This window comes from Streptomyces sp. CB03234 (assembly GCF_001905885.1).
Lineage (GTDB): Bacteria > Actinomycetota > Actinomycetes > Streptomycetales > Streptomycetaceae > Streptomyces.
The window spans coordinates 25,139-45,982 of sequence record NZ_LIYH01000003.1 but is presented as its reverse complement, the minus strand read 5'-3'; the positions used below and the strand labels follow the sequence as shown (position 1 = coordinate 45,982).

The window sequence follows — 20,844 nt, the reverse complement described above, 5'->3', positions numbered from 1 at the left end:
CGATCAGCTCCTCTTCTCGATGCGGATCGCGGACGCCTTGAACTCCGCCGTCCCCGCGATCGGGCAGTTCGCCTCGATCGTCAGCTGGTTGGTGTCCACCTCGTCCGGAAAGTGCATGGTCATGAATGCCAGGCCCGGCCGCAGCGCCGGGTCCACCCACACCGGCGCCGTCACCGCCCCCCGCCGGGACGTCACCAGCACCTCCTCGCCGACCACGACCCCGTACCGCTCCGCGTCCTCGGGGCACAGCTCGACGTACTCCCCGCGCCGCAGCGGCGAGGCGAAACTGCCGCTCTGCACGCCCGTGTTGTACGAGTCGAGGCGCCGGCCCGTCGTCAGCCGGATCGGGTACCGGTCGTCCGTCAGGTCGACGGGCGGGTCGTGCCGCACGATCCCGAAGGGCGCCGGCCTACCGCGCCGCGCCGGGTCCGCCTCCCACAGCCGGCCATGGAGGTACGAGGGCTCCAGCCGCTCGGTGTCCGGGCACGGCCACTGGATGCCCTGGTGCCGCTCCAGCCGCTCGTACGTCATGCCCCAGTGGTCCGGGGACAGCGCGCGCAGCTCGTTCCAGACGGCTTCGGCGTCCTTGTACGTCCAGTCGTGGCCGAGCCGCCGCGCGAGGTCGCAGATGACGTCGATGTCCTCGCGCGCCTCGCCCGGCGGGTCCAGCGCCTTGCGTACGCGCTGCACGCGCCGCTCGCTGTTCGTCGTCGTGCCGTCCGTCTCGCACCACGCGGCCGTGGCCGGCAGCACCACGTCCGCGAACTCGGCGGTCCTCGTCAGGAAGATGTCCTGGACCACCAGGTGGTCGAGGCGCGCCAGACGCCGCATGGCCTGCTCGCTGTCGGCCTCCGACTGCGCCGGGTTCTCCCCGATGCAGTACACCGCCCGCAGCTCACCGGTCTCCATCGCCTCGAACATCTCGGTGAGGGTGCGCCCGTACGACGGCCGGATCTCCGTGCCCCAGAAGGACTCGAACTTCCGCCGTACGCCGTCGTCGAGGATGTCCTGGAAGCCGGGCAGGCGGTTGGGGATGGCGCCCATGTCGCCGCCGCCCTGCACGTTGTTCTGCCCGCGCAGCGGCTGCACTCCGGAGCCGTACCGGCCCACATGGCCGGTGAGCAGCGCCAGGTTGATCAGGGCGCGGACGTTGTCGGTGCCGTTGTGGTGCTCGGTGATGCCCAGCGTCCAGCACAGCTGGGCCCGTTCGGCGCGGGCGTAGGCGTGCGCCAGCTCCCGGATCGCCGTGGCGGGCACGCCCGTGACCTTCTCGGCGAGGGTCGGGGTCCATGGCTCGACGAGCTCCGCGTACTCCTCGAAGCCGGTCGTCGCCCGTTCGACGAACGCCCGGTTGTGCAGGCCCGCGTGGATGATCTCGCGGCCGACGGCGTGGGCGAGCGGGATGTCGGTGCCGACGTCGAGTCCTAGCCAGCCCTCGGCCCACTCCGCCGTCGAGGTGCGGCGCGGATCGACCGCGTACATCCGCGCCCCGTTCCGTATCCCCTTCAGGACGTGCTGGAAGAAGATCGGGTGCGCGAAGCGGGCGTTGGAGCCCCACATCACGATGACGTCGGTGTGCTCGATCTCCTCGTACGACGACGTCCCGCCGCCCGAGCCGAAGACGGCCGACAGGCCGGCGACGCTCGGCGCGTGACAGGTCCGGTTGCAGGAGTCGACGTCGTTGGTGCCCATCACCACGCGGGCGAACTTCTGCGCCACGTAGTTCATCTCGTTGGTGGCGCGGGCGCAGGAGAACATCCCGAAGGCGCCCCGGGCCGCCCGGAACCCGGCCGCGGCCCGGTCCAGCGCCTCGTCCCACGTGGCCCGCCGCAGCGGGCCGCCCTTGGCGTCGCGTACGAGCGGATGGGTCAGGCGTACGTAGCTCTTCATGCCGCGCTCCTCGTCATCTGGGCGGCCAGCAGGTCGGACAGGGCGTGGACCGTGCGCAGCGTCGGCACCGGGACGTCGCCGACCCCGGCCAGTTCCACGACGGCCGCGAGCAGTACGTCGAGCTCCAGCGGCTTGCCCTTCTCCAGGTCCTGGAGTGTGGAGGTGCGGTGGTCGCCCACCCGTTCGGCGCCCGCGAGGCGTCGTTCGACGGAGATTTCGGGGCGGCAGCCGAGGGCCGCGGCGACGGCCAGGGTCTCGGCCATCATCAGCTCGATGACCTGCCGCGTACCGCCGTGCAGGCACATCTCGCGCATGGTGGCGCGGGCGAGCGCGCTGATGGGGTTGAAGGAGATGTTGCCGAGCAGTTTGATCCAGATGTCCTCGCGCAGCTCCGGCTCCACCGGGCACTTCAGGCCACCGGCCCGCATGGCCTCGCTGAACCGCACGCACCGCTCGGAGACCGACCGGTCCGGCTCGCCGATCGAGAACCGGGTGCCTTCCAGGTGGCGTACGACGCCGGGGCCGGCCAGCTCGGTCGCGGCGTACACCACGCACCCGACGGCGCGTTCCGGCGCGAGGACCGCGCTGACCGCCCCGCCCGGGTCGACGCTCTCGACGCGCCGCCCGTCGTGGGGCCCGCCGTGCCGGTGGAAGTACCACCAGGGGATGCCGTTCTGGGCGGCGACGACCGCGGTGGTGTCATGGAGCAGGGGCCGGATCAGCGGCCCGCACGCCGCGTAGGAGTTGGCCTTGAGCCCCAGGAACACATAGTCGGCCGGGCCCACGTCGGCCGGGTCGTCGGTGGCGTGGACGCGCGCGGTGAAGTCGCCGCGCGGGCTGTGGACCCGCACGCCGTGCTGCCTCATGGCCGCCAGGTGCGGTCCACGGGCGATCAGATGGACGTCGGCGCCCGCGCGGTCCAGCGCGGCTCCGACGTAGGCGCCGATCGCTCCGGCGCCGAGGACTGCGACTTTCACGTGGAGGTCTCCGTTCGGTTGAGGGACCGAGGCAAGGGACCGAGGCAACGGACCGAGACAAGGGACCGGAAACAAGCCTTTGTCGACGAAATATTGTCTACAGTATGGAGTCGCGCCCGACAAGGGGTCGAGGAGCGGCGGCGTCGACGCGCGTGCGGGGGTTTTCCCCAGGCCCCGGGTCCACCGATCGATGGACGGCAGGTTCAACCTGACGCCTCTGTCGGCCAACCGCCCTGGTCGACAAGGCTTTCGAGCATGAACTCACTCACTGCGCGAACGGCACGCTGGAGCGCGCGGCACCCCTGGCGGGCAGTCGCCGGATGGCTTGCGTTCGTGGTGCTGTGCCTGGTGGTCGGCGGAGCCGTCGGCACCAACAGCGCCAAAACGGCGGACTACCGCGTCGGCGAGGCGGGCCGGGCGGAGGCCATGGCGGCCGAGGGGCGGCTGGAACGCCGGTCCACCGAGCAGGTACTGATCTCGGCCCGGTCGGGCACGCTCGACGAGCGGGCCGCCGAAGCGGCGGCGCGGGACCTCACGGCCCGGATGGCGTCACTGCCCGAAGTGGCCGGCGTGGCCGCGCCGCTGTGGTCGGGCGACGGCCGGATCCTCATGGTGGAGGTGGCGCTGAAGGGCGAGGAACGGGACGCCAAGGACAAGGTCGACGCGCTCCTCGTACAGACAGCGGCCGTCCAGGAGTCCCACCCCCGGCTGCTGCTGGAGGAGACCGGATCCCCCTCCATCAGCAAGGGAGTCGACCAGCAGCGCGGTGAGGACCTGGCGCTGTCCGAGAAGATCACGCTTCCCGTCACGCTCGTCACCCTGCTGGCCGTCTTCGGCTCGGTCGTCATGGCCCTGGTGCCGCTGCTGCTGGCGCTGTCGTCGATCGCGGCGGCGATCGGCCTGTCGATGGTCGTCTCGCACGTCTCGCCCGACGCCGGGGTCAGTACGAACGTCATCCTGATGATCGGTCTCGCGGTCGGCGTCGACTACACCCTCTTCTACCTCAAGCGGGAGCGCGAGGAACGGGCCCGCTCCGGCGGCCGGCTGAGCACCGAAGCGCTGGTGGGGCTGGCGGCGGCCACCTCGGGCCGGGCGGTGGTGGTGTCGGGGCTGGCGGTCGTCGCCTCCACCGCCACGCTGTACCTCGCCTCCGACGTGATCTTCTCCTCGCTCGCCACCGGCACCATCGTGGTCGTCCTGGTCGCCGTGGCCAGCTCCCTGACCGCGCTGCCCGCACTGCTGGCCGCGCTCGGCAAACGCGCGGAACGCGACGCGCGGCGCCGGGCGGAGCGCGGCAGGCCGGCCCGGCGGAGCCGGGGACAGGGCGGCGGCCGGATCTGGACGGCGCTGCTGCGGCCCGCCACCCGGCACCCCCGCGGCACGCTCTGCGTCTCCGTCCTCGCCCTGCTCGCTCTCGTCCTTCCGCTGGCCTGGCTGAACATCACGGAGATGAGCCGGGACACGCACTCCCGTGAGATTCCCGCGATGCGGGTGTACGACCGCCTCAACGAGGCGTTCCCCGAGCAGCGGGTCACGCACGACGTCGTCGTACGCGCCGACGCCTCGCGCGCCGGAGAGGTCGCGGGGGCGCTCCGCCGGCTGGGCGACATCGCCGGCCGCGACCCGCTGTTCGCGGACGGCGCGCCGATCAGCACGTCGGCGGACCACCGGATCAGCGTCCTGCGGCTGAAGGTGCCGCATCTGGGCAACTCCCCCCAGGCGTACGAGTCCCTCGCCCACCTGCGCCACGACTACCTGCCCGCCACCGTCGGCCGGCTCGACGGCGTGGAGTACGGCGTCAGCGGTGACGTCGCCCGCTACGCCGACTATCCGGCCCACCAGAACGGCAAACTCCCCCTCGTTCTCGCCGCGTTGCTGCTGGTGACGTTCGCCATGACCGTGTACGCCTTCCGTTCGGTGGTGCTCGGCCTGATCGGTGTCGTACTGAACCTGCTGTCCGCCGCTGCCGCACTCGGGCTGCTCGTCCTGGTCTTCCAGGGCACCTGGGCCGAGGGGCCCCTGGACTTCCACTCCACCGGCACGATCGGATCGCGCGTACCGCTCTTCCTCCTCGTGATCCTCTTCGGGCTCTCCATGGACTACCAGGTGTTCGTGGTCAGCCGGATCAGGGAGGCCGCGCTCGCCGGCGTCCCCACGCGGCAGGCGGTCCTCGACGGGATCCGCACGTCGGCGAGCGTGGTGACCAGTGCCGCGGTCGTGATGACGACCGTCTTCGTGAGCTTCGTCTTCCTGCACATCATCGAGATGAAGCAGATCGGTTTCGTCCTCGCGGCGGCCGTGCTGCTGGACGCCTTCGTCGTCCGGATCATGATCCTGCCGTCGGCCCTGCTCCTGCTCGGCGATGCCACCTGGTGGCCGTCGCGTCCGGCGCGACGTGCGCCGGCCGTGCCGGGTCCGACTGCCGCTGCCGCACCGGTGGTTGACGTACGTTGATCGGTATGACCGCTCTCGCCGGGCCCACCGCCGACGCCTTCTGGGCCGCTTCGCTTCGCCGCTGGAACGCGGTGTGCTGGGTGCTGTTCGCGGCGATGGCCGTCGGGCTCGCCGCGATGGACCGGCCCGGCGGGAGCAGGTACGGGGCGCTGGCGCTCCTGGGCTGCGTGGCGCTCTGCTACGCGCTCATCGACCGCTTCCCCGGCCACCCCCTCGTACGGCCGCACGTCTACCTCTCCGTGCTGGTGCTCGTCCTCGGCGGCCTCGCGTATCTGCGCAGCAGCTACGCGGCACTGTTCATGGTGACGCTGCCGCACTACTGGATGTTCGGCCGGACGCCCAGGGCCTCCATGGGGTTCCTGGGGCTGGCGACCGCCGCGACCCTGGCGGGCAGCTGGTACCGGCAGGGCTGGTCACCGGAGTTCTTCGGCGAGACCGTGGTGTCCACGCTGATCGTCGTGGCCGTGGGCGTCCTGATCGGGCTGTGGGCGCACGCGGTGGTCGCTCGGAGCACCGAACGGGCCCGGCTGATCGTCGAGTTGGAGCGGGCCCAGGCGGAGTTGTCCGAGGCGCACCAGCGTCAGGGGGCGGCGGACGAACGGGAGCGGATGGCCCGGGACATCCACGACACCCTCGCGCAGGGCTTCGCGTCCATCGTCGTGCTCGCGGAGGCCGCCCGCGCCGGGCTCGCCTCCGATCCGGCACGCAGTGGCCGGCAACTGCGCTCGATCGAGTCGACGGCCCGCGAGAACCTCGCCGAGGCACGGGAACTGGTGGGATCGGCACAGCAGTACGGCGGGACGGCGGCCGGCTCCGTCGCGCCGACGCTGCGCCGCATCCTCGACCGCTTCGCGGAGGACACCGGACTCACGGTGGCCGCCGACCTGACGGACGTCGGGTGCGACCAGCACACCCGGATCGCGCTGCTGCGCTGCACCCAGGAGTCCCTGGCCAACGTCCGCAAGCACGCGCACGCCTCCACCGTCGGGGTGGTCCTGGCCCGCCGGCCGTACGGCGTGGAGCTGGAGGTCACCGACGACGGGACCGGTTTCGTCCCGGAGGAGTCGACGGGCTTCGGGCTCGACGGTATGCGCAAACGCCTGGCGGAACTGGGCGGCCGGCTGACGGTCACCAGTTCGGTCGGCGACGGCACCCGGGTCCTGGCGGTGATTCCGCTGGAGACTCCCGAGGACGGCGGCGTGGAGCGCGACAAGGGGAGCGAGGGGGCGGGATGACCGGAGGACCGATCCGGGTGGTCGTCGTCGACGACCACACCGTGATGCGGGCGGGCGTGATCGCCCTGCTCGCCGCAGAGGACGGCATCGACGTCATCGGGGAGGCGGGGGACGGCAGGGCCGCCCTCGACCTCGTCGAGCGGTGCGACCCCGACGTCGCGCTGGTCGACCTGCGGATGCCGGTGCTCGACGGGGTGGGGACGACCGCCGGGATCGTCGCCCGGTACCCGCGTACCCGGGTCCTGATCCTGACGACGTACGACACCGACCAGGACATCGAGCGCGGAGTGGAGGCCGGAGCCATCGGCTACCTCCTGAAGGACACCACCCGCGAACAGCTCGCCGACGCGATCCGCTCGGCCGCACGCGGCGAGACCGTCCTCGCACCCCGGGTGGCCGAGAGGCTGATCGCGCGGATGAGGCGTCCGGCCCAGGAGCCGCTCACCGCCCGCGAGACCGACGTCCTCGACGCCGTCGCGGACGGCCTGACCAACGCCGAGATCGGCAGGCGCCTGGTCATCGCCGAGGCGACCGTCAAGACGCACCTCCTGCGCCTGTTCGCGAAGCTCGACGTGAACGACCGGACGCGGGCCGTGGTGGTGGCGCTGGAGAGGGGACTCCTGCACAGGCCCTGAGCGCTGACACGGGGTTTTCGCGGGAGGGGCGGCCACGAGGGCCGATGTTGCGGAGTCTCCAAGAGGCGGGCGCAAATCCTGTCGGTTCACCCGACCGGTTACTCGTCAGTCGCTGGCGAGACTGGGGTGCTCTCGTACGCCGCACGCCGCATGTCTCACGCAGCACGCAGCACGCAGCACACCGCACACCGCACACCGCACACCAAGGGGGTCCCGAGCATGACGGGCACTCGTATCGCCGCGCTCGGGCACTACCAGCCCGCCAAGGTCCTGACGAACGCCGACCTGACCGCGCTGGTCGACACCAGCGACGAGTGGATCACCAGCCGGGTCGGCATCAGGACCCGCCATGTCGCGGGCCCCGACGAGCCGGTCGACGAGATGGCCGCCCACGCGGGCGCCAAGGCGCTGGCCGCCGCCGGGCTCACCCCCGCCGACGTCGATCTGGTCCTGGTGGCCACCTCCACGGCGATCGACCGCTCCCCGAACACCGCCGCCCGGGTCGCCGCCCGGCTGGGCATGGGGTCGCCCGCCACCCTGGACCTCAACGTCGTGTGCGCCGGCTTCACCCACGCGCTGGCCACCGCCGACCACGCCATACGGGCGGGTTCGGCGAGCCGCGCGCTGGTGATCGGCGCCGACAAGATGACCGAGGTCACCGACTGGACCGACCGCACCACCTGCGTCCTGGTCGGTGACGGCGCGGGCGCGGCGGTCGTCGAGGCCGTCCCCGGCGGCGAGGCGGGCATCGGCCCGGTGCTGTGGGGCTCCGTCCCCGAGATGGGCCACGCCGTCCGCATCGAGGGCACCCCGCCGCGCTTCGCCCAGGAGGGCCAGGCGGTCTACCGCTGGGCCACCACACAGCTGCCGCCCATCGCCCGCACGGTGTGCGAGCGGGCGGGCATCGCGCCGGAGGACCTGGCGGCGGTGGTGCTGCACCAGGCCAACCTGCGGATCATCGAGCCGGTCGCGCAGAAGATCGGCGCCGTGAACGCGGTGATCGCCCGCGATGTCACCGAGTCCGGCAACACCTCGGCCGCCTCCATCCCCATGGCGCTCAGCAAGCTGGTCGAGCGCGGCGAGGTCGCCTCCGGCGCGCCCGCCCTGCTCTTCGGCTTCGGCGGGAACCTCTCGTACGCCGGTCAGGTCGTCCGCGTACCGTGACGCCGCGCGCGGTATCTGTGACCCGCGTCTCTCCGGGCGTGATCGTTGCATACTCTCCGTAACGCCTCGGTAGACTGTAGACAATAGACAGCTGTTGTCCAGTGAGGGGGCCGCGATGTTGTCCGCAGGACTGCCGCAAGGTGCCGTACCGAGGCTGGAGAGGCCCGGCCCGCTGCGCGAGCGCGTCTACGAGGCGCTGCTCGAACTGATCACCACCCGCGCCCTGCGGCCCGGCCAGCACCTCGTCGAGAGCGAGCTCGCCGGCCACCTCGGGGTCTCCCGCCAGCCGGTGCGCGAGGCGTTGCAGCGGCTCAACACGGAGGGGTGGGTCGATCTGCGCCCGGCGCAGGGCGCGTTCGTCCACGAGCCGACGGAGGAGGAGGCGGACCAGCTGCTCTCGGTCCGTACGCTCCTGGAGGCCGAGGCCGCGCGGCTGGCCGCCGCCAACTCCGGCACCGCCGGCATCGCCGCCCTGGAGGAGCTGTGCGCGCGGGGCGAGCAGGCGGTGGCGGACGACGACGTGGACCAGGCGGTGGCGACGAACGCCGCGTTCCACGCCAAGGTGATGGAGCTCGCCGGAAACGTCGTCCTCGCCGAGCTGGCCGCCCAGGTGGACCGCCGGGTGCGCTGGTACTACACGCCGGTCGCCCGGCAGCGGGGCAAGCAGTCCTGGATCGAGCACCGCGAACTGATCGCCGCGATCGCCGCCCGTGACGAACAGCGCGCCACCCACGTCATGCGCGCCCACACCGAACACACCCGCACCACCTACCACCACCGCGACACGGCCTGACCGGGGTGGAGGAGGACCGCCAGGTGTCCCACCCGCCGTGGGCGGCGGCGGCCTCGGCGTAGCCGACGAAGTCCCGGTGAATTCCCCGTACAAGACGGCCCGACGGGGTGGTGCCAGTCTTTGTCCTGGCTGTGGAGAAAGTTGACACGGATTCGCGCGCAACTTCTTCCCCCTGCGGGAAAGCGCTGCTACGTTCCCCCTCGAAAGCAGCACACCAAGGCCGAACACGACGGCGGGGAGGGGCGCGTGAGACGTATGACGGCTCGACCCGCCAACGCGCACCAGGCACGACTGCTGCGGCTGCTGCGCGACGGCGGGCCCAACTCCCGTGCGCAACTGGGCGACCAGATCGACCTGTCCCGGTCCAAGCTGGCCGTCGAGGTGGACCGGCTCCTGGAGACCGGGCTCGTGGTGGCGGACGGGCTCGCCGCCTCGCGCGGGGGGCGGCGGTCGCACAACATACGGCTCGCGCCCGGACTCCGCTTCCTCGGCGTCGACATCGGCGCCACCTCGATCGACGTGGCCGTCACCAACGCCGAGCTGGAGGTGCTGGGCCACCTCAACCACCCCATGGACGTACGCGAGGGCCCGGTCGCCGTGTTCGAGCAGGTGCTCGCCATGGCGGCCAAGCTCAAGGCGTCCGGCCTCGCCGAAGGCTTCGACGGTGCCGGGATCGGCGTACCCGGGCCGGTCCGCTTCCCCGAGGGCGTACCGGTCGCGCCGCCGATCATGCCCGGCTGGGACGGCTTCCCCGTCCGGGAGGCGCTCAGCCAGGAGCTGGGCTGCCCGGTCATGGTCGACAACGACGTGAACCTGATGGCGATGGGGGAGCAGCACGCGGGCGTCGCGCGCTCCGTGGGCGACTACCTCTGCGTCAAGATCGGTACGGGTATCGGCTGCGGCATCGTCGTCGGCGGCGAGGTCTACCGGGGTACGACCGGCAGCGCCGGCGACATCGGCCACATCCAGGTCGTACCCGAAGGCCGTGCCTGCGCCTGCGGCAACCGGGGCTGCCTGGAGGCCCACTTCAGCGGCGCCGCGCTCGCCCGGGACGCCGAGGACGCGGCGCGCGCCGGCCAGTCCGAGGAGCTCGCCCGCCGCCTGGAGGCGGCCGGGAGGCTCACCGCAGTGGACGTCGCCGCCGGCGCGGCCGCCGGTGACGCCACCTCGCTCGCCCTGATCCGCGAGGGCGGCAACCGCGTCGGCCAGGTCATCGCCGGGCTCGTCAGCTTCTTCAACCCGGGCCTGGTGGTGATCGGCGGCGGGGTGACCGGCCTCGGCCACAACCTGCTCGCCGCCGTCCGCACCCAGGTCTACCGCACGTCACTCCCGCTCGCCACCGGCAACCTCCCCATCGTCCTGGGGGAGTTGGGCGCGATCGCCGGAGTCATCGGCGCCGCCCGGCTCATCAGCGACCACCTGTTCTCACCGGCCTGATCCTCCCCCCCGGCCGGACCGCAGCACCTCTTACCGCGCACCTGGTACCTCGCCCTGCCCGCTCACCGGCACCGCACCCGCCCGCCGAGGGGATTCGTCATGGCAACACCAGAACCACCCCTGCTCACCATGTCCGGCATCACCAAGTCGTTCCCCGGCGTGCGCGCCCTCGACGGCGTCGACCTGGAGGTCCGGCCCGGTGAGGTCCACTGCCTCCTCGGCCAGAACGGCGCCGGGAAGTCCACCCTCATCAAGGTCCTCGCCGGCGCCCACCAGCCCGACGACGGCACCATCACCTGGCGGGGCGAACGGGTCACGCTCAAGTCGCCCATCGCCGCCATGCGCCTCGGCATCGCCACCATCTACCAGGAACTGGACCTGGTGGAAGGGCTGTCGGTCGCCGAGAACGTCTTCCTCGGCCATGAGCCCACCACCGCAGGCTTCGTCGTACGTGGCCGGAGCGCCCGTACCACCACCGCCGCCCTGCTGCGCCGCCTCGGCCACCCCGAGATCGACCCCGCCCGGCCGGTCGGCGACCTGTCCGCCGCCCAGCAGCAGATCGTCTCCATGGCCCGCGCGCTCTCCCACGACGTACGCCTCATCGTCATGGACGAGCCGTCCGCCGCCCTCGACCCGGACGAGACCGCCAACCTCTTCCGGATCGTCGCCGACCTCACCGCCGACGGGGTCGCCGTCGTCTACATCTCCCACCGCCTGGAGGAGATCCGCCGCATCGGCGACCGCGTGACCGTACTGAAGGACGGGCGGGCCGTCGCCGGGGGGCTGCCCGCCAAGGACACACCGACACGCGACATCGTTGCCATGATGACCGGCCGGAACGTCGAGTACGTCTTCCCCGAGCGCACCGACCGGTTGATCGGCGACGCCCCCGTACTGAAGGTCGAAGGCCTCGCACGCGAGGGCGAGTTCGCGCCGGTCGACCTCGAACTGCGGCCCGGCGAGATCGTCGGCCTCGCCGGACTCGTCGGCTCCGGACGCTCCGAGATCCTGGAGACCATCTACGGAGCCCGCCGCCCCACCGCCGGACGCGTCCTCGTCGACGGCCGACCCCTGCGCCCCGGCAGCGTCCGCGCCGCCGTCCGCGCCGGACTGGGCCTCGCCCCCGAGGAGCGCAAGGCGCAGGGCCTGCTGATGCTCGAATCCGTGGCCCGCAACGTCTCCGTGTCGTCCCTGGCCCGCTTCTCGCGCGCCGGCTGGCTCGACCGTACGGCGGAGCGCGCCGCCGCCCGCACCGCCACCCGCGAACTGTCGCTGCGCCCCGACAACCCCGACGCCCGTATCCGCACCCTCTCCGGCGGCAACCAGCAAAAGGCCGTCCTCGCCCGCTGGCTGCTGCGCGGCTGCCGCGTCCTGCTCCTCGACGAGCCGACGCGCGGCGTCGACGTCGGCGCCCGCGCCGAGTTGTACGCCGTGATCCGCCGCCTCGCCGACGAGGGGCTCGCCGTCCTGCTCGTCTCCAGCGAGGTCCCCGAAGTGCTGGGCCTCGCCGACCGGGTGCTGGTGCTCCGGGAGGGCCACGTCGTCCACACGGCGCCCGCCCGGGAGCTCGACGAGCACCGCGTACTCGACCTTGTGATGGAAGGGAGCCCGACGTCATGACGCAGCCCGCGCCGCCCGCGCCCGTCACGACCGCCGAACCACCCGTCGGCAAAGCCGGTGGGCGACCGACCCTGGGGCTGCGGGCCGATGTCCGCAACCTCTCCCTGCTGGGTGTCCTCGCCGTGCTTATCGCGGTCGGCGGCATCACCAAGCCGGACCAGTTCCTCGACACCAACAATCTCCAACTCGTCCTGACCCAGGCGTCCGTCATCGGGGTCGTCACCGTCGGCATGACGTTCGTCATCACCAGCGGCGGCATCGACCTGTCGGTCGGCGCGATCGTCGCCTTGGCGTCCGTGTGGGCGACCACCGTCGCCACCCAGGAGTACGGCTTCGCCGGCATCCTCTTCACGGCCGTCGTGGTCGGCCTGGGCTGCGGCCTGGTGAACGGCGTGCTCATCGCGTACGGCGGGATGGTCCCCTTCATCGCGACGCTGGCCATGCTCGCCTCGGCGCGGGGCCTCGCCCTCCAGATCACCGACGGCAAGACCCAGATCGTCACCGTCCAGTCGGTCCTCGACCTCGGCGTCCCCGACGCGTACATCCTCGGCGTACCGCCGCTGGTCCTGGTCTTCGCCGCCGTCACCGTCATCGGCTGGCTGCTGCTGAACCGCACCACCTTCGGGCGCCGCACCGTCGCCGTCGGCGGCAACGCGGAGGCCGCGCGGCTCGCCGGCATCGACGTCCGCCGCCAGCGCCTCTACCTCTACCTGCTGTCCGGGCTGTGCTGCGGCATCGCGGCCTTCCTCCTGATCGTCCTGGCGGGCTCCGGCCAGAACACCAACGGCAACCTGTACGAACTCGACGCGATCGCCGCCGCGATCATCGGCGGCACGCTGCTCAGCGGCGGACGCGGCACCATCGTCGGCTCCGTACTCGGCGTCCTCGTCTTCACCACGATCACCAACATCTTCGCCCTGAACAACCTGCAGAGCGACGTCCAGCAGATCGCCAAGGGCGCGATCATCGTCGCCGCCGTCCTCGTCCAGCGCCGCACCGCACGCGGCTCGGGCGAGGCCTGACGCCCTCGCTTGCGTTCCCCGCCTGTGTGTCCCGACCGGAAGGGTTCCCCCGCCATGCCAGAAACCAGCCGCAGAGGTCTGCTGTTCGGCACCGCCGCCGTCTCCGCCGGCGCGCTGCTGACCGCCTGCACCAGCAACGAACCCAAGAACTCCACCCCCGCCACCAACAACGTCCCGGCCGCCGACGACAAGCCCGGCACCCCGGTGACCATCGGCTTCGCCGGACCGCAGGCCGACCACGGCTGGCTCAATGCCATCAACGTCAACGCCAAGCAACGGGCGGAGAAGTACTCCGAGGTGACCCTGGAGATCACCGAGGGATCGAACGACACCGCCGTCCAGATCGGCCAGATCCAAACCCTGATCAACAAGAAGGTCGACGTGCTGGTGATCCTCCCGGCCGACGGCAAGGCCCTCACCCAGGTCGGCCTCCAGGCCATGAAGGCCGGCATCCCGGTGATCAACCTCGACCGGATCTTCGCGTCCCCGCAGGCGTACCGCTGCTGGATCGGCGGCGACAACTACGGCATGGGCCTCAACGCCGGCCGCTTCATCGGTGAGCGGCTCAAGGACAAGCCCAACGCGAAGGTCGTCGAACTGGCGGGCATGGACAACCTGGAGCTCACCAAGCAGCGCACCCAGGGCTTCGACGACGCGCTGAAGAACTACCCCAACATCAAGAAGGTGGCCCGCCAGGCCGCCGAGTTCACCGTCGAGTCCGGCCAGGCGAAGATGGCGCAGCTCCTCCAGGCACAGGGGACGTTCGACGCGCTGTGGAACCACGACGACGACCAGGGCGTGGGCGCGCTGCGGGCCATTCAGCAGGCCGGCCGCAGCGAATTCCTGATGGTGGGCGGGGCGGGCGCCAAGTCGGCGATGGACGCCATCAAGGCCGACAACAGCGTGCTCAAGGCGACCGTGCTCTACCCGCCGACCATGGCGGCCACCGCCATCGACCTGGCCCGGGCGCTGGGCCAGAAGAAGGGCGTCAGCGGCATGTCGGAGCTGGAGATCCCGGCGTCGGTCACCCTGTACTCCGCCGTGGTGACCAAGGAGAACGTGGACGAGTACCTGCCGACGGGCTTCAGCTGACGCGGCTCTGCCCGCCCCCACCGAGCAACCGACGAGGAGGAACCCGTATGGCGCAGCAGGAACGGACCAGCGGCGAACGGACGACCGGCGAACGGACCAGCGGCGAACGGACGACCGGCGAGCGGACCAGCGGCGAGCGGACGATCGGCGAGCGGACGATCGGCATCGGCATGGTCGGGTACGCGTTCATGGGCGCCGCCCACTCACAGGGCTGGCGCACCGTCGGCCGCGTCTTCGACCTGCCGCTGCGGCCGGTGCTCGCCGCCGTCTGCGGACGCGACGCCGCCGCCGTGCGGGCGGCCGCGGACAGGCACGGCTGGGCCGCCGCCGAGACCGACTGGCGGGACCTCGTCGCGCGCGACGACGTGGACGTGGTGGACATCTGCACCCCGGGCGACAGCCATGCGGAGATCGCCATCGCCGCCCTGGAGGCGGGCAAGCACGTGCTGTGCGAGAAGCCCCTCGCCAACACGGTCGCCGAGGCGGAGGCCATGGTCGCGGCCGCCGAGCGGGCCCGGGCACGCGGCCGGGTCGCCATGGTCGGCTTCAACTACCGGCGCGTGCCCGCGATGACGTACGCGCGCGGCCTCATCGAAGAGGGGCGGCTGGGCGCGCTGCGCCACGTACGGGTGACGTACCTCCAGGACTGGCTGGTCGACCCGGACTTCCCGCTCACCTGGCGGCTTCAGCGCGCGCACGCGGGGTCGGGCGCGCTGGGGGACCTGGGCGCGCACATCGTGGACCTCGCGCAGTACCTGGCGGGGGAGCCGCTCGTGGGGGTGTCGGCGCTCATCGAGACCTTCGTACGCGAACGGCCGCTGCTCGCGGGGGCGTCGGCCGGGCTCTCGGGCGCGTCGGCCGGGCTCCCGGCGCCGGCGGGGCTGCTCGCGGCGTCCGCGGGGCCGGCGGAGTCCACGGAGCCGCCGGCGTCCGCGGGGTTGCCGGCGTCCGGGGGGCTGTCGGCGTCCGCGGGGCTCTCGGCGTCGGGGGGCGCCGAGCGCGGGCCCGTGACGGTGGACGACGCGGCGCTGTTCACCGGGCGGCTGGCGTCGGGCGCGCTGGTGTCGTTCGAGGCGACGCGGATGGCCGCGGGCCGCAAGAACGCGCTGCGGCTGGAGATCAACGGGGAGCGCGGCTCGCTCGCCTTCGACCTGGAACGGCTCAACGAGCTCTCGTTCTACGACGGGAGCGATCCGGCGGAGTCGGCCGGCTTCCGGCGGATCCTCGTCACCGAGCCGGACCACCCCTACCTGGAGGCGTGGTGGCCGCCCGGCCACGCCCTCGGCTACGAGCACACCTTCGCCCACCAGGCGCGTGACCTGGTCCACGCCATCGCCTCCGGCACCGAGCCGGCGCCCTCCTTCGCGGACGGGCTGCGGGTGCAGCGCGTGCTGGCGGCCGTGGAGGAGAGCGCCGAGAAGAACGCCGTCTACACCCCCGTACCGCTGTAGGAGGTATGTGATGCCACGTCCCTTCACCCTCTTCACCGGCCAGTGGGCCGACCTGCCGCTGGAGGAGGTCTGCCGCCTCGCCCGTGACTTCGGCTACGACGGGCTCGAACTCGCCTGCTGGGGGGACCACTTCGAGGTCGACAAGGCGCTGGCCGATCCCTCGTACCTGGACGGGCGGCGGGCGCTGCTCGACAAGTACGGGCTGAAATGCTGGGCCATCTCCAACCACCTGGTCGGCCAGGCCGTCTGCGACCACCCCATCGACGAGCGGCACCAGGCGATCGTGCCGGGGCGGATCTGGGGCGACGGCGACCCCGAGGGCGTACGGCAGCGGGCCGCGCGGGAGCTCGCGGACACCGCGCGGGCGGCCGCCGCCTTTGGCGTACGCACGGTCATCGGGTTCACCGGGTCGTCCATCTGGCACCTGGTGGCCATGTTCCCGCCGGTGCCGGAGCGGATGATCGAGCGTGGGTACGAGGACTTCGCCGACCGGTGGAACCCGATCCTGGACGTGTTCGACGTGGAGGGCGTGCGGTTCGCCCACGAGGTCCACCCGAGCGAGATCGCGTACGACTACTGGACCACGCAGCGGGCCCTGGAGGCGGTGGACCGGCGTCCGGCCTTCGGGCTCAACTTCGACCCGAGCCACTTCGTGTGGCAGGACCTGGACCCGGTCGGGTTCCTGTACGACTTCCGCGACCGGATCTACCACGTGGACTGCAAGGAGGCTCGGCGCCGGCTCGACGGCCGCAACGGCCGGCTCGGCTCGCACCTGCCGTGGGGCGATCCCCGGCGCGGCTGGGACTTCGTGTCGGCCGGGCACGGGGACGTGCCGTGGGAGGATGTGTTCCGGATGCTGCGCTCGATCGGTTACGACGGGCCGGTGTCGGTGGAGTGGGAGGACGCCGGCATGGACCGGCTGACCGGCGCTCCGGAAGCGCTTGCCACGCTGAAGCGGTACGACTTCGACCCGCCCGCCGCCTCGTTCGACGCCGCGTTCGGCGGCTCCGAGTAGGGGCATCAGGGCAGGTCCCCGGGCCGGTGGCGGTCGCCGCCACCGGACGGTCCGGCCTGCCTGCCCCGGCTTTGTCCAGTGCCGGGAAAAAGTGCGATTCCGGTCACGCGCAAGGGCTTTCGGCGCACGACCAACCCGGCTAACGTCCCTTCCGTGTACGGCCCTGAGGTGTACAGGACACGAGCACAGCAGGGCGTGAACCCACTTCCGACCAACGACCAGCGTGACGGCGCACGCCGGTCCCCGGACATCCCGGCGCGGCTTCCGGCGGGGGCACTCCCCGCCGAGCCGCCCGATCGAGGCAACAGCCCGTACCCCGGCCTTCTCCGGAGGACACTCGTGCACAGAAAACGGCTCGGAGCACGCAACGCGCTCGCACTTCTGACCGGCGGCGTACTCGCCATGACGTCGTTCGCCCTCGGAGCCCCACCGGGCGCGGCGGCCGAGGCGCCGTCGCCCACGGCGGCCGAGGAACAGTTCCAGCAGGTCACCCTCGCCAAGGGCGGCGAGGAGGTCGGCGAACCGATGTCGCTGGCCGTGCTGCCCGACCGCAGCGTGCTGCACACCTCGCGCAACGGCGAGCTGCGGCGTACCGACGCCGCCGGCAACACCCGCGTCATCGGCACCGTCCCGGTCTACTCCCACGACGAGGAGGGCCTCCAGGGCATCGCCCTCGACCCCGGCTTCGCGCAGAACAGGGCCATCTTCCTGTACTACGCGCCCCCGCTCGACACCCCGGCCGGGGACGCGCCGAGCGACGGGACGGCCGCCGACTTCGCGAAGTACGACGGCGTCAACCGGCTCTCGCGGTTCGTGCTGAAGGCGGACGGCACCCTCGACAACGCCAGCGAGAAAAAGGTCATCGACATCCCCGCGACGCGCGGCATCTGCTGCCACGTAGGCGGCGACATCGACTTCGACGCGCAGGGCAACCTGTACCTGTCGACGGGCGACGACTCCAACCCGTTCGCCTCCGACGGCTACACCCCGATCGACGAGCGGCCCACCCGCAACCCCGCGTACGACGCCCGCCGGACGTCCGGCAACACCAACGACCTGCGCGGCAAGATCCTGCGCATCAAGGTCGCCGACGACGGCTCGTACACGATCCCCGACGGCAACCTCTTCGCGCCCGGCACGGCCAAGACGCGGCCCGAGATCTACGCGATGGGCTTCCGCAACCCGTTCCGCTTCAGCGTCGACAAGAAGACGGGCGTGCTGTACGTCGGTGACTACGGGCCCGACGCGGGCGCGGCCGACCCCAAGCGCGGCCCCGCCGGTCAGGTCGAGTTCGCGCGCGTGACCAAGCCGGGGAACTTCGGCTGGCCGTTCTGCGTCGGGAACAACGAGCCGTACGTCGACTACGACTTCGCCACCAGGACCTCCGGCGCGACCTTCGACTGCGCGGCGCTCAAGAACGACTCCCCGCACAACACGGGCCTGGTCGACCTGCCGCCGTCCGAGCCCGCCTGGATCCCGTACGACGGCGGGTCCGTGCCCGAGTTCGGTTCCGGTTCGGAGTCGCCGATGGGCGGACCGGTGTACCGGTACGACGCCGATAACCCGTCGCCGGTCAAGTTCCCGGAGGCGTACGACGGTGACTTCTTCGCCGGTGAGTTCGGGCGGCGCTGGATCAAGCGGATCGAACATGGTACCGACGGGGTTGTGCAGTCCATCAACCCGGTGCCGTGGACCGGCACGCAGGTGATGGACATGGCCTTCGGCCCGGACGGGGCGCTGTACGTCCTCGACTACGGCACCGCCTGGTTCGGCGGCGACGAGAACTCCGGCCTCTACCGGATCGAGAACGCCACCGGCGGCTTCTCGCCGGTCGCCGAGGCGTCCGCAAACAAGACGTCCGGCAAGGCGCCGCTGCGGGTCGCCTTCTCGTCGGCGGGCACGACGGACGCCGACGGCGACGCCCTCACGTACAGCTGGGACTTCGGCGACGGGGGCACCTCCACGGCCGCCAACCCCACGTACACGTACAAGAAGAACGGCACCTACACCGCGACCGTCACCGCACGCGACCCGTCGGGCCGCACCGGCTCCGCCAGCGTGCACGTGGTCGTCGGCAACACCGCGCCCAAGGTGACGCTCGACCTGCCGGCGAACGGAGCGCTGTTCAGCTTCGGCGACGAGATCCCGTTCAAGGTGACCGTCACCGACCCGGAGGACGGCACGATCGACTGCGCCAAGGTCAAGGTCACCTACATCCTCGGCCATGACAGCCACGGCCACCCGGTGACCTCGGCGAACGGATGCTCGGGCACCATCAAGACGTCGGCGGACGGCGGGCACGACCCGAACGCCAACATCTTCGGGGTCTTCGACGCCGAGTACACGGACGGCGGGGGCGGCGGCCAGGCCGCGCTGACCAGCCACGACCAGGCGCTGCTCCAGCCGCGCCACCGGCAGGCCGAGCACTTCTCGTCGCAGTCCGGGATCCGTACGTACGACAAGGCGACCGCGCACGGCGGCAAGACGGTCGGCGACATCGACAACGGCGACTGGATCTCCTTCACGCCCTACAACCTGACCGGATCGACGAAGCTCACCGCCCGGATCTCCTCGGGTGGCGCGGGCGGCTTCCTGGAAGTACGCACCGGATCGGCGACCGGCACGCTGCTGGGGTCCGCCCCGGTACCGGTGACGGGCGGCTGGGAGACGTTCCAGGACATCGACGTCCCGCTGCGGGCCGTACCGAAGCGGACCACCGAGCTGTTCCTGGTCTTCAAGGGCGGGGCGGGCGCCCTGTACGACGTCGACGACTTCGAGCTGTCGAACACGCCCGTCGACCGGACCGCCAAGCGGGTGCTGGTCTTCTCCAAGACGGCCGGCTTCCGGCACGACTCCATCCCGGCCGGCATCGCGGCCCTCAAGGAGCTGGGGGCGGCCGCCAACATCACGGTCGACGCCACGGAGACCGCCGCCCAGTTCACCACCAACAACCTGGCCCGGTACGACGCGGTGGTGTTCCTGTCGACAACCGGTGACGTACTCGACGACGAGCAGCAGAAGGCGTTCGAGAACTACGTCGCCACGGGCGGCGGCTACGTGGGTGTCCACGCGGCCGCCGACACCGAGTACGACTGGGAGTTCTACGGCGGCCTCGTCGGCGCCCACTTCGCCTCCCACCCGCACATCCAGCCCGCCACCGTGCGCGTCGAGGACCACCAGCACCCGGCGATGAAGGACGTTCCCGCGGCCTGGGAGCGCACGGACGAGTGGTACAACTACCGCACCAACCCGCGCGGTCAGGCCCGCGTCCTCGCCACCCTCGACGAAACCACCTACCAGGGCGGCACGATGAAGGGCGACCACCCGATCGCCTGGTGCCGGCCGTACGAGGGCGGGCGCGCCTTCTACACCGGAGGCGGCCACACGGCCGCGTCCTACGCCGAACCCGCCTTCCGGCAGCACCTCCTGGGCGGCCTCCGCTACGCCACCGGTCAGGTGAAGGCCGACTGCAGGCCCCAGACCGGGTACCGCCCCCTCTTCAACGGCCACACCCTGGATGGCTGGAAGCAGGCCGGACCGGGGAGGTTCACCGTCGTGGACGGTGAGCTGCGCACCGAGGGCGGTATGGGGATGCTCTGGTACCAGGTGAAGGAGCTCTCGTCGTACTCGCTGAAGCTGGACTGGAAGATGGCGGGCGACGACAACTCCGGTGTCTTCGTCGGGTTCCCGGCGTCCGACGACCCCTGGTCGGCCGTGAACAACGGCTACGAGATCCAGATCGACGCCACCGATGCCGCCGACCGCACGACCGGAGCCGTGTACGGCTTCAGATCGGCGGACATCAAGGCCCGTGACCAGGTCCTCCGTCCGCCGGGGCAGTGGAACAGCTACGAGATCAGGGTCCAAGGGGAACGCCTCCAGGTCTTCCTCAACGGTGTGAAGATCAACGACTTCACCAACACCGACCCGGTCCGCAGCCTGAAGGACGGCTACATCGGCCTCCAGAACCACGGAGCCGACGACCAGGTGTCCTTCCGCAACATCCAGCTCAAGGAGCTGGACTAGAACCGGCGGCGGGCGGGGAGGCGCCGTACCCCC

General features: G+C 71.6%; 14 protein-coding genes. 12 read left to right on the top strand and 2 right to left on the bottom strand.

The genetic code is table 11. From position 1 onward, the window contains the following. Positions 1-3: 3 nt before the first annotated feature. Together AMK26_RS13360 and AMK26_RS13355 are read right to left on the bottom strand one after the other, a co-directional pair. The gene (locus AMK26_RS13360) at positions 4-1,890 is read right to left on the bottom strand and encodes a molybdopterin oxidoreductase family protein (protein WP_073754840.1); all 1,887 of its coding nucleotides are present in this window, start codon (positions 1,888-1,890) and stop codon (positions 4-6) included. Next, the gene (locus tag AMK26_RS13355; protein WP_073754839.1) at positions 1,887-2,867 is read right to left on the bottom strand and encodes a 2-dehydropantoate 2-reductase; all 981 of its coding nucleotides are present in this window, start codon (positions 2,865-2,867) and stop codon (positions 1,887-1,889) included. Before AMK26_RS13355 ends, AMK26_RS13360 begins: the two co-directional genes overlap by 4 nt. 255 nt (positions 2,868-3,122) lie before the next feature. Here AMK26_RS13355 and AMK26_RS13350 point away from each other — a divergent pair, with 255 nt between their 5' ends. From AMK26_RS13350 to AMK26_RS13295, 12 genes are all read left to right on the top strand, one after another. Further along, on the top strand, positions 3,123-5,321 hold the full coding sequence (locus tag AMK26_RS13350) for an MMPL family transporter (protein WP_073754838.1): 2,199 nt from the start codon (positions 3,123-3,125) through the stop codon (positions 5,319-5,321). 5 nt (positions 5,322-5,326) lie between these two features. Then, positions 5,327-6,556 (top strand): sensor histidine kinase, encoded by a 1,230-nt coding sequence (locus AMK26_RS13345; protein ID WP_198944061.1) that lies wholly within the window; start codon positions 5,327-5,329, stop codon positions 6,554-6,556. Continuing rightward, complete coding sequence (locus AMK26_RS13340) at positions 6,553-7,191, top strand: response regulator (protein WP_073754836.1); 639 nt, start codon at positions 6,553-6,555, stop codon at positions 7,189-7,191. Before AMK26_RS13345 ends, AMK26_RS13340 begins: the two co-directional genes overlap by 4 nt. Positions 7,192-7,410: 219 nt before the next feature. Beyond that, entirely contained in the window at positions 7,411-8,355 is a 945-nt protein-coding gene (locus AMK26_RS13335) for a beta-ketoacyl-ACP synthase III (protein ID WP_073754835.1), read from the top strand. 115 nt (positions 8,356-8,470) lie between these two features. Further along, the gene (locus AMK26_RS13330; RefSeq protein ID WP_073754834.1) at positions 8,471-9,148 is read left to right on the top strand and encodes a GntR family transcriptional regulator; all 678 of its coding nucleotides are present in this window, start codon (positions 8,471-8,473) and stop codon (positions 9,146-9,148) included. Between the two features lie 255 nt (positions 9,149-9,403). Beyond that, on the top strand, positions 9,404-10,585 hold the full coding sequence (locus tag AMK26_RS13325) for an ROK family transcriptional regulator (protein ID WP_073754833.1): 1,182 nt from the start codon (positions 9,404-9,406) through the stop codon (positions 10,583-10,585). A gap of 99 nt (positions 10,586-10,684) precedes the next feature. Continuing rightward, positions 10,685-12,205: a sugar ABC transporter ATP-binding protein gene (locus AMK26_RS13320; protein ID WP_073754832.1), complete on the top strand. Its 1,521-nt coding sequence runs from the start codon at positions 10,685-10,687 to the stop codon at positions 12,203-12,205. Further along, entirely contained in the window at positions 12,202-13,227 is a 1,026-nt protein-coding gene (locus AMK26_RS13315; RefSeq protein WP_073754831.1) for an ABC transporter permease, read from the top strand. Before AMK26_RS13320 ends, AMK26_RS13315 begins: the two co-directional genes overlap by 4 nt. A gap of 54 nt (positions 13,228-13,281) precedes the next feature. Beyond that, on the top strand, positions 13,282-14,319 hold the full coding sequence (locus AMK26_RS13310; protein WP_073754830.1) for a substrate-binding domain-containing protein: 1,038 nt from the start codon (positions 13,282-13,284) through the stop codon (positions 14,317-14,319). A 170-nt stretch (positions 14,320-14,489) separates the two neighbouring features. Beyond that, positions 14,490-15,770 carry a Gfo/Idh/MocA family protein gene (locus AMK26_RS13305; protein WP_073755480.1) on the top strand — a complete coding sequence of 427 codons (1,281 nt, stop codon included), beginning with the start codon at positions 14,490-14,492 and terminating at the stop codon, positions 15,768-15,770. Between the two features lie 10 nt (positions 15,771-15,780). Then, positions 15,781-16,785 carry a sugar phosphate isomerase/epimerase family protein gene (locus tag AMK26_RS13300; RefSeq protein ID WP_073754829.1) on the top strand — a complete coding sequence of 335 codons (1,005 nt, stop codon included), beginning with the start codon at positions 15,781-15,783 and terminating at the stop codon, positions 16,783-16,785. Positions 16,786-17,124: 339 nt separating this feature from the next. Further along, positions 17,125-20,811: a ThuA domain-containing protein gene (locus AMK26_RS13295; RefSeq protein ID WP_073754828.1), complete on the top strand. Its 3,687-nt coding sequence runs from the start codon at positions 17,125-17,127 to the stop codon at positions 20,809-20,811. Positions 20,812-20,844: the final 33 nt, after the last annotated feature.

Coding starts and splice junctions, on each gene's coding strand:
- AMK26_RS13360 (WP_073754840.1), bottom strand. CDS start 1,890: ATGAAGAGCTACGTACGCCTGACCCATCCGCTCGTACGCGACGCCAAG.
- AMK26_RS13350 (WP_073754838.1), top strand. CDS start 3,123: ATGAACTCACTCACTGCGCGAACGGCACGCTGGAGCGCGCGGCACCCC.
- AMK26_RS13345 (WP_198944061.1), top strand. CDS start 5,327: ATGACCGCTCTCGCCGGGCCCACCGCCGACGCCTTCTGGGCCGCTTCG.
- AMK26_RS13340 (WP_073754836.1), top strand. CDS start 6,553: ATGACCGGAGGACCGATCCGGGTGGTCGTCGTCGACGACCACACCGTG.
- AMK26_RS13335 (WP_073754835.1), top strand. CDS start 7,411: ATGACGGGCACTCGTATCGCCGCGCTCGGGCACTACCAGCCCGCCAAG.
- AMK26_RS13330 (WP_073754834.1), top strand. CDS start 8,471: ATGTTGTCCGCAGGACTGCCGCAAGGTGCCGTACCGAGGCTGGAGAGG.
- AMK26_RS13325 (WP_073754833.1), top strand. CDS start 9,404: ATGACGGCTCGACCCGCCAACGCGCACCAGGCACGACTGCTGCGGCTG.
- AMK26_RS13320 (WP_073754832.1), top strand. CDS start 10,685: ATGGCAACACCAGAACCACCCCTGCTCACCATGTCCGGCATCACCAAG.
- AMK26_RS13315 (WP_073754831.1), top strand. CDS start 12,202: ATGACGCAGCCCGCGCCGCCCGCGCCCGTCACGACCGCCGAACCACCC.
- AMK26_RS13310 (WP_073754830.1), top strand. CDS start 13,282: ATGCCAGAAACCAGCCGCAGAGGTCTGCTGTTCGGCACCGCCGCCGTC.
- AMK26_RS13305 (WP_073755480.1), top strand. CDS start 14,490: ATGGTCGGGTACGCGTTCATGGGCGCCGCCCACTCACAGGGCTGGCGC.
- AMK26_RS13300 (WP_073754829.1), top strand. CDS start 15,781: ATGCCACGTCCCTTCACCCTCTTCACCGGCCAGTGGGCCGACCTGCCG.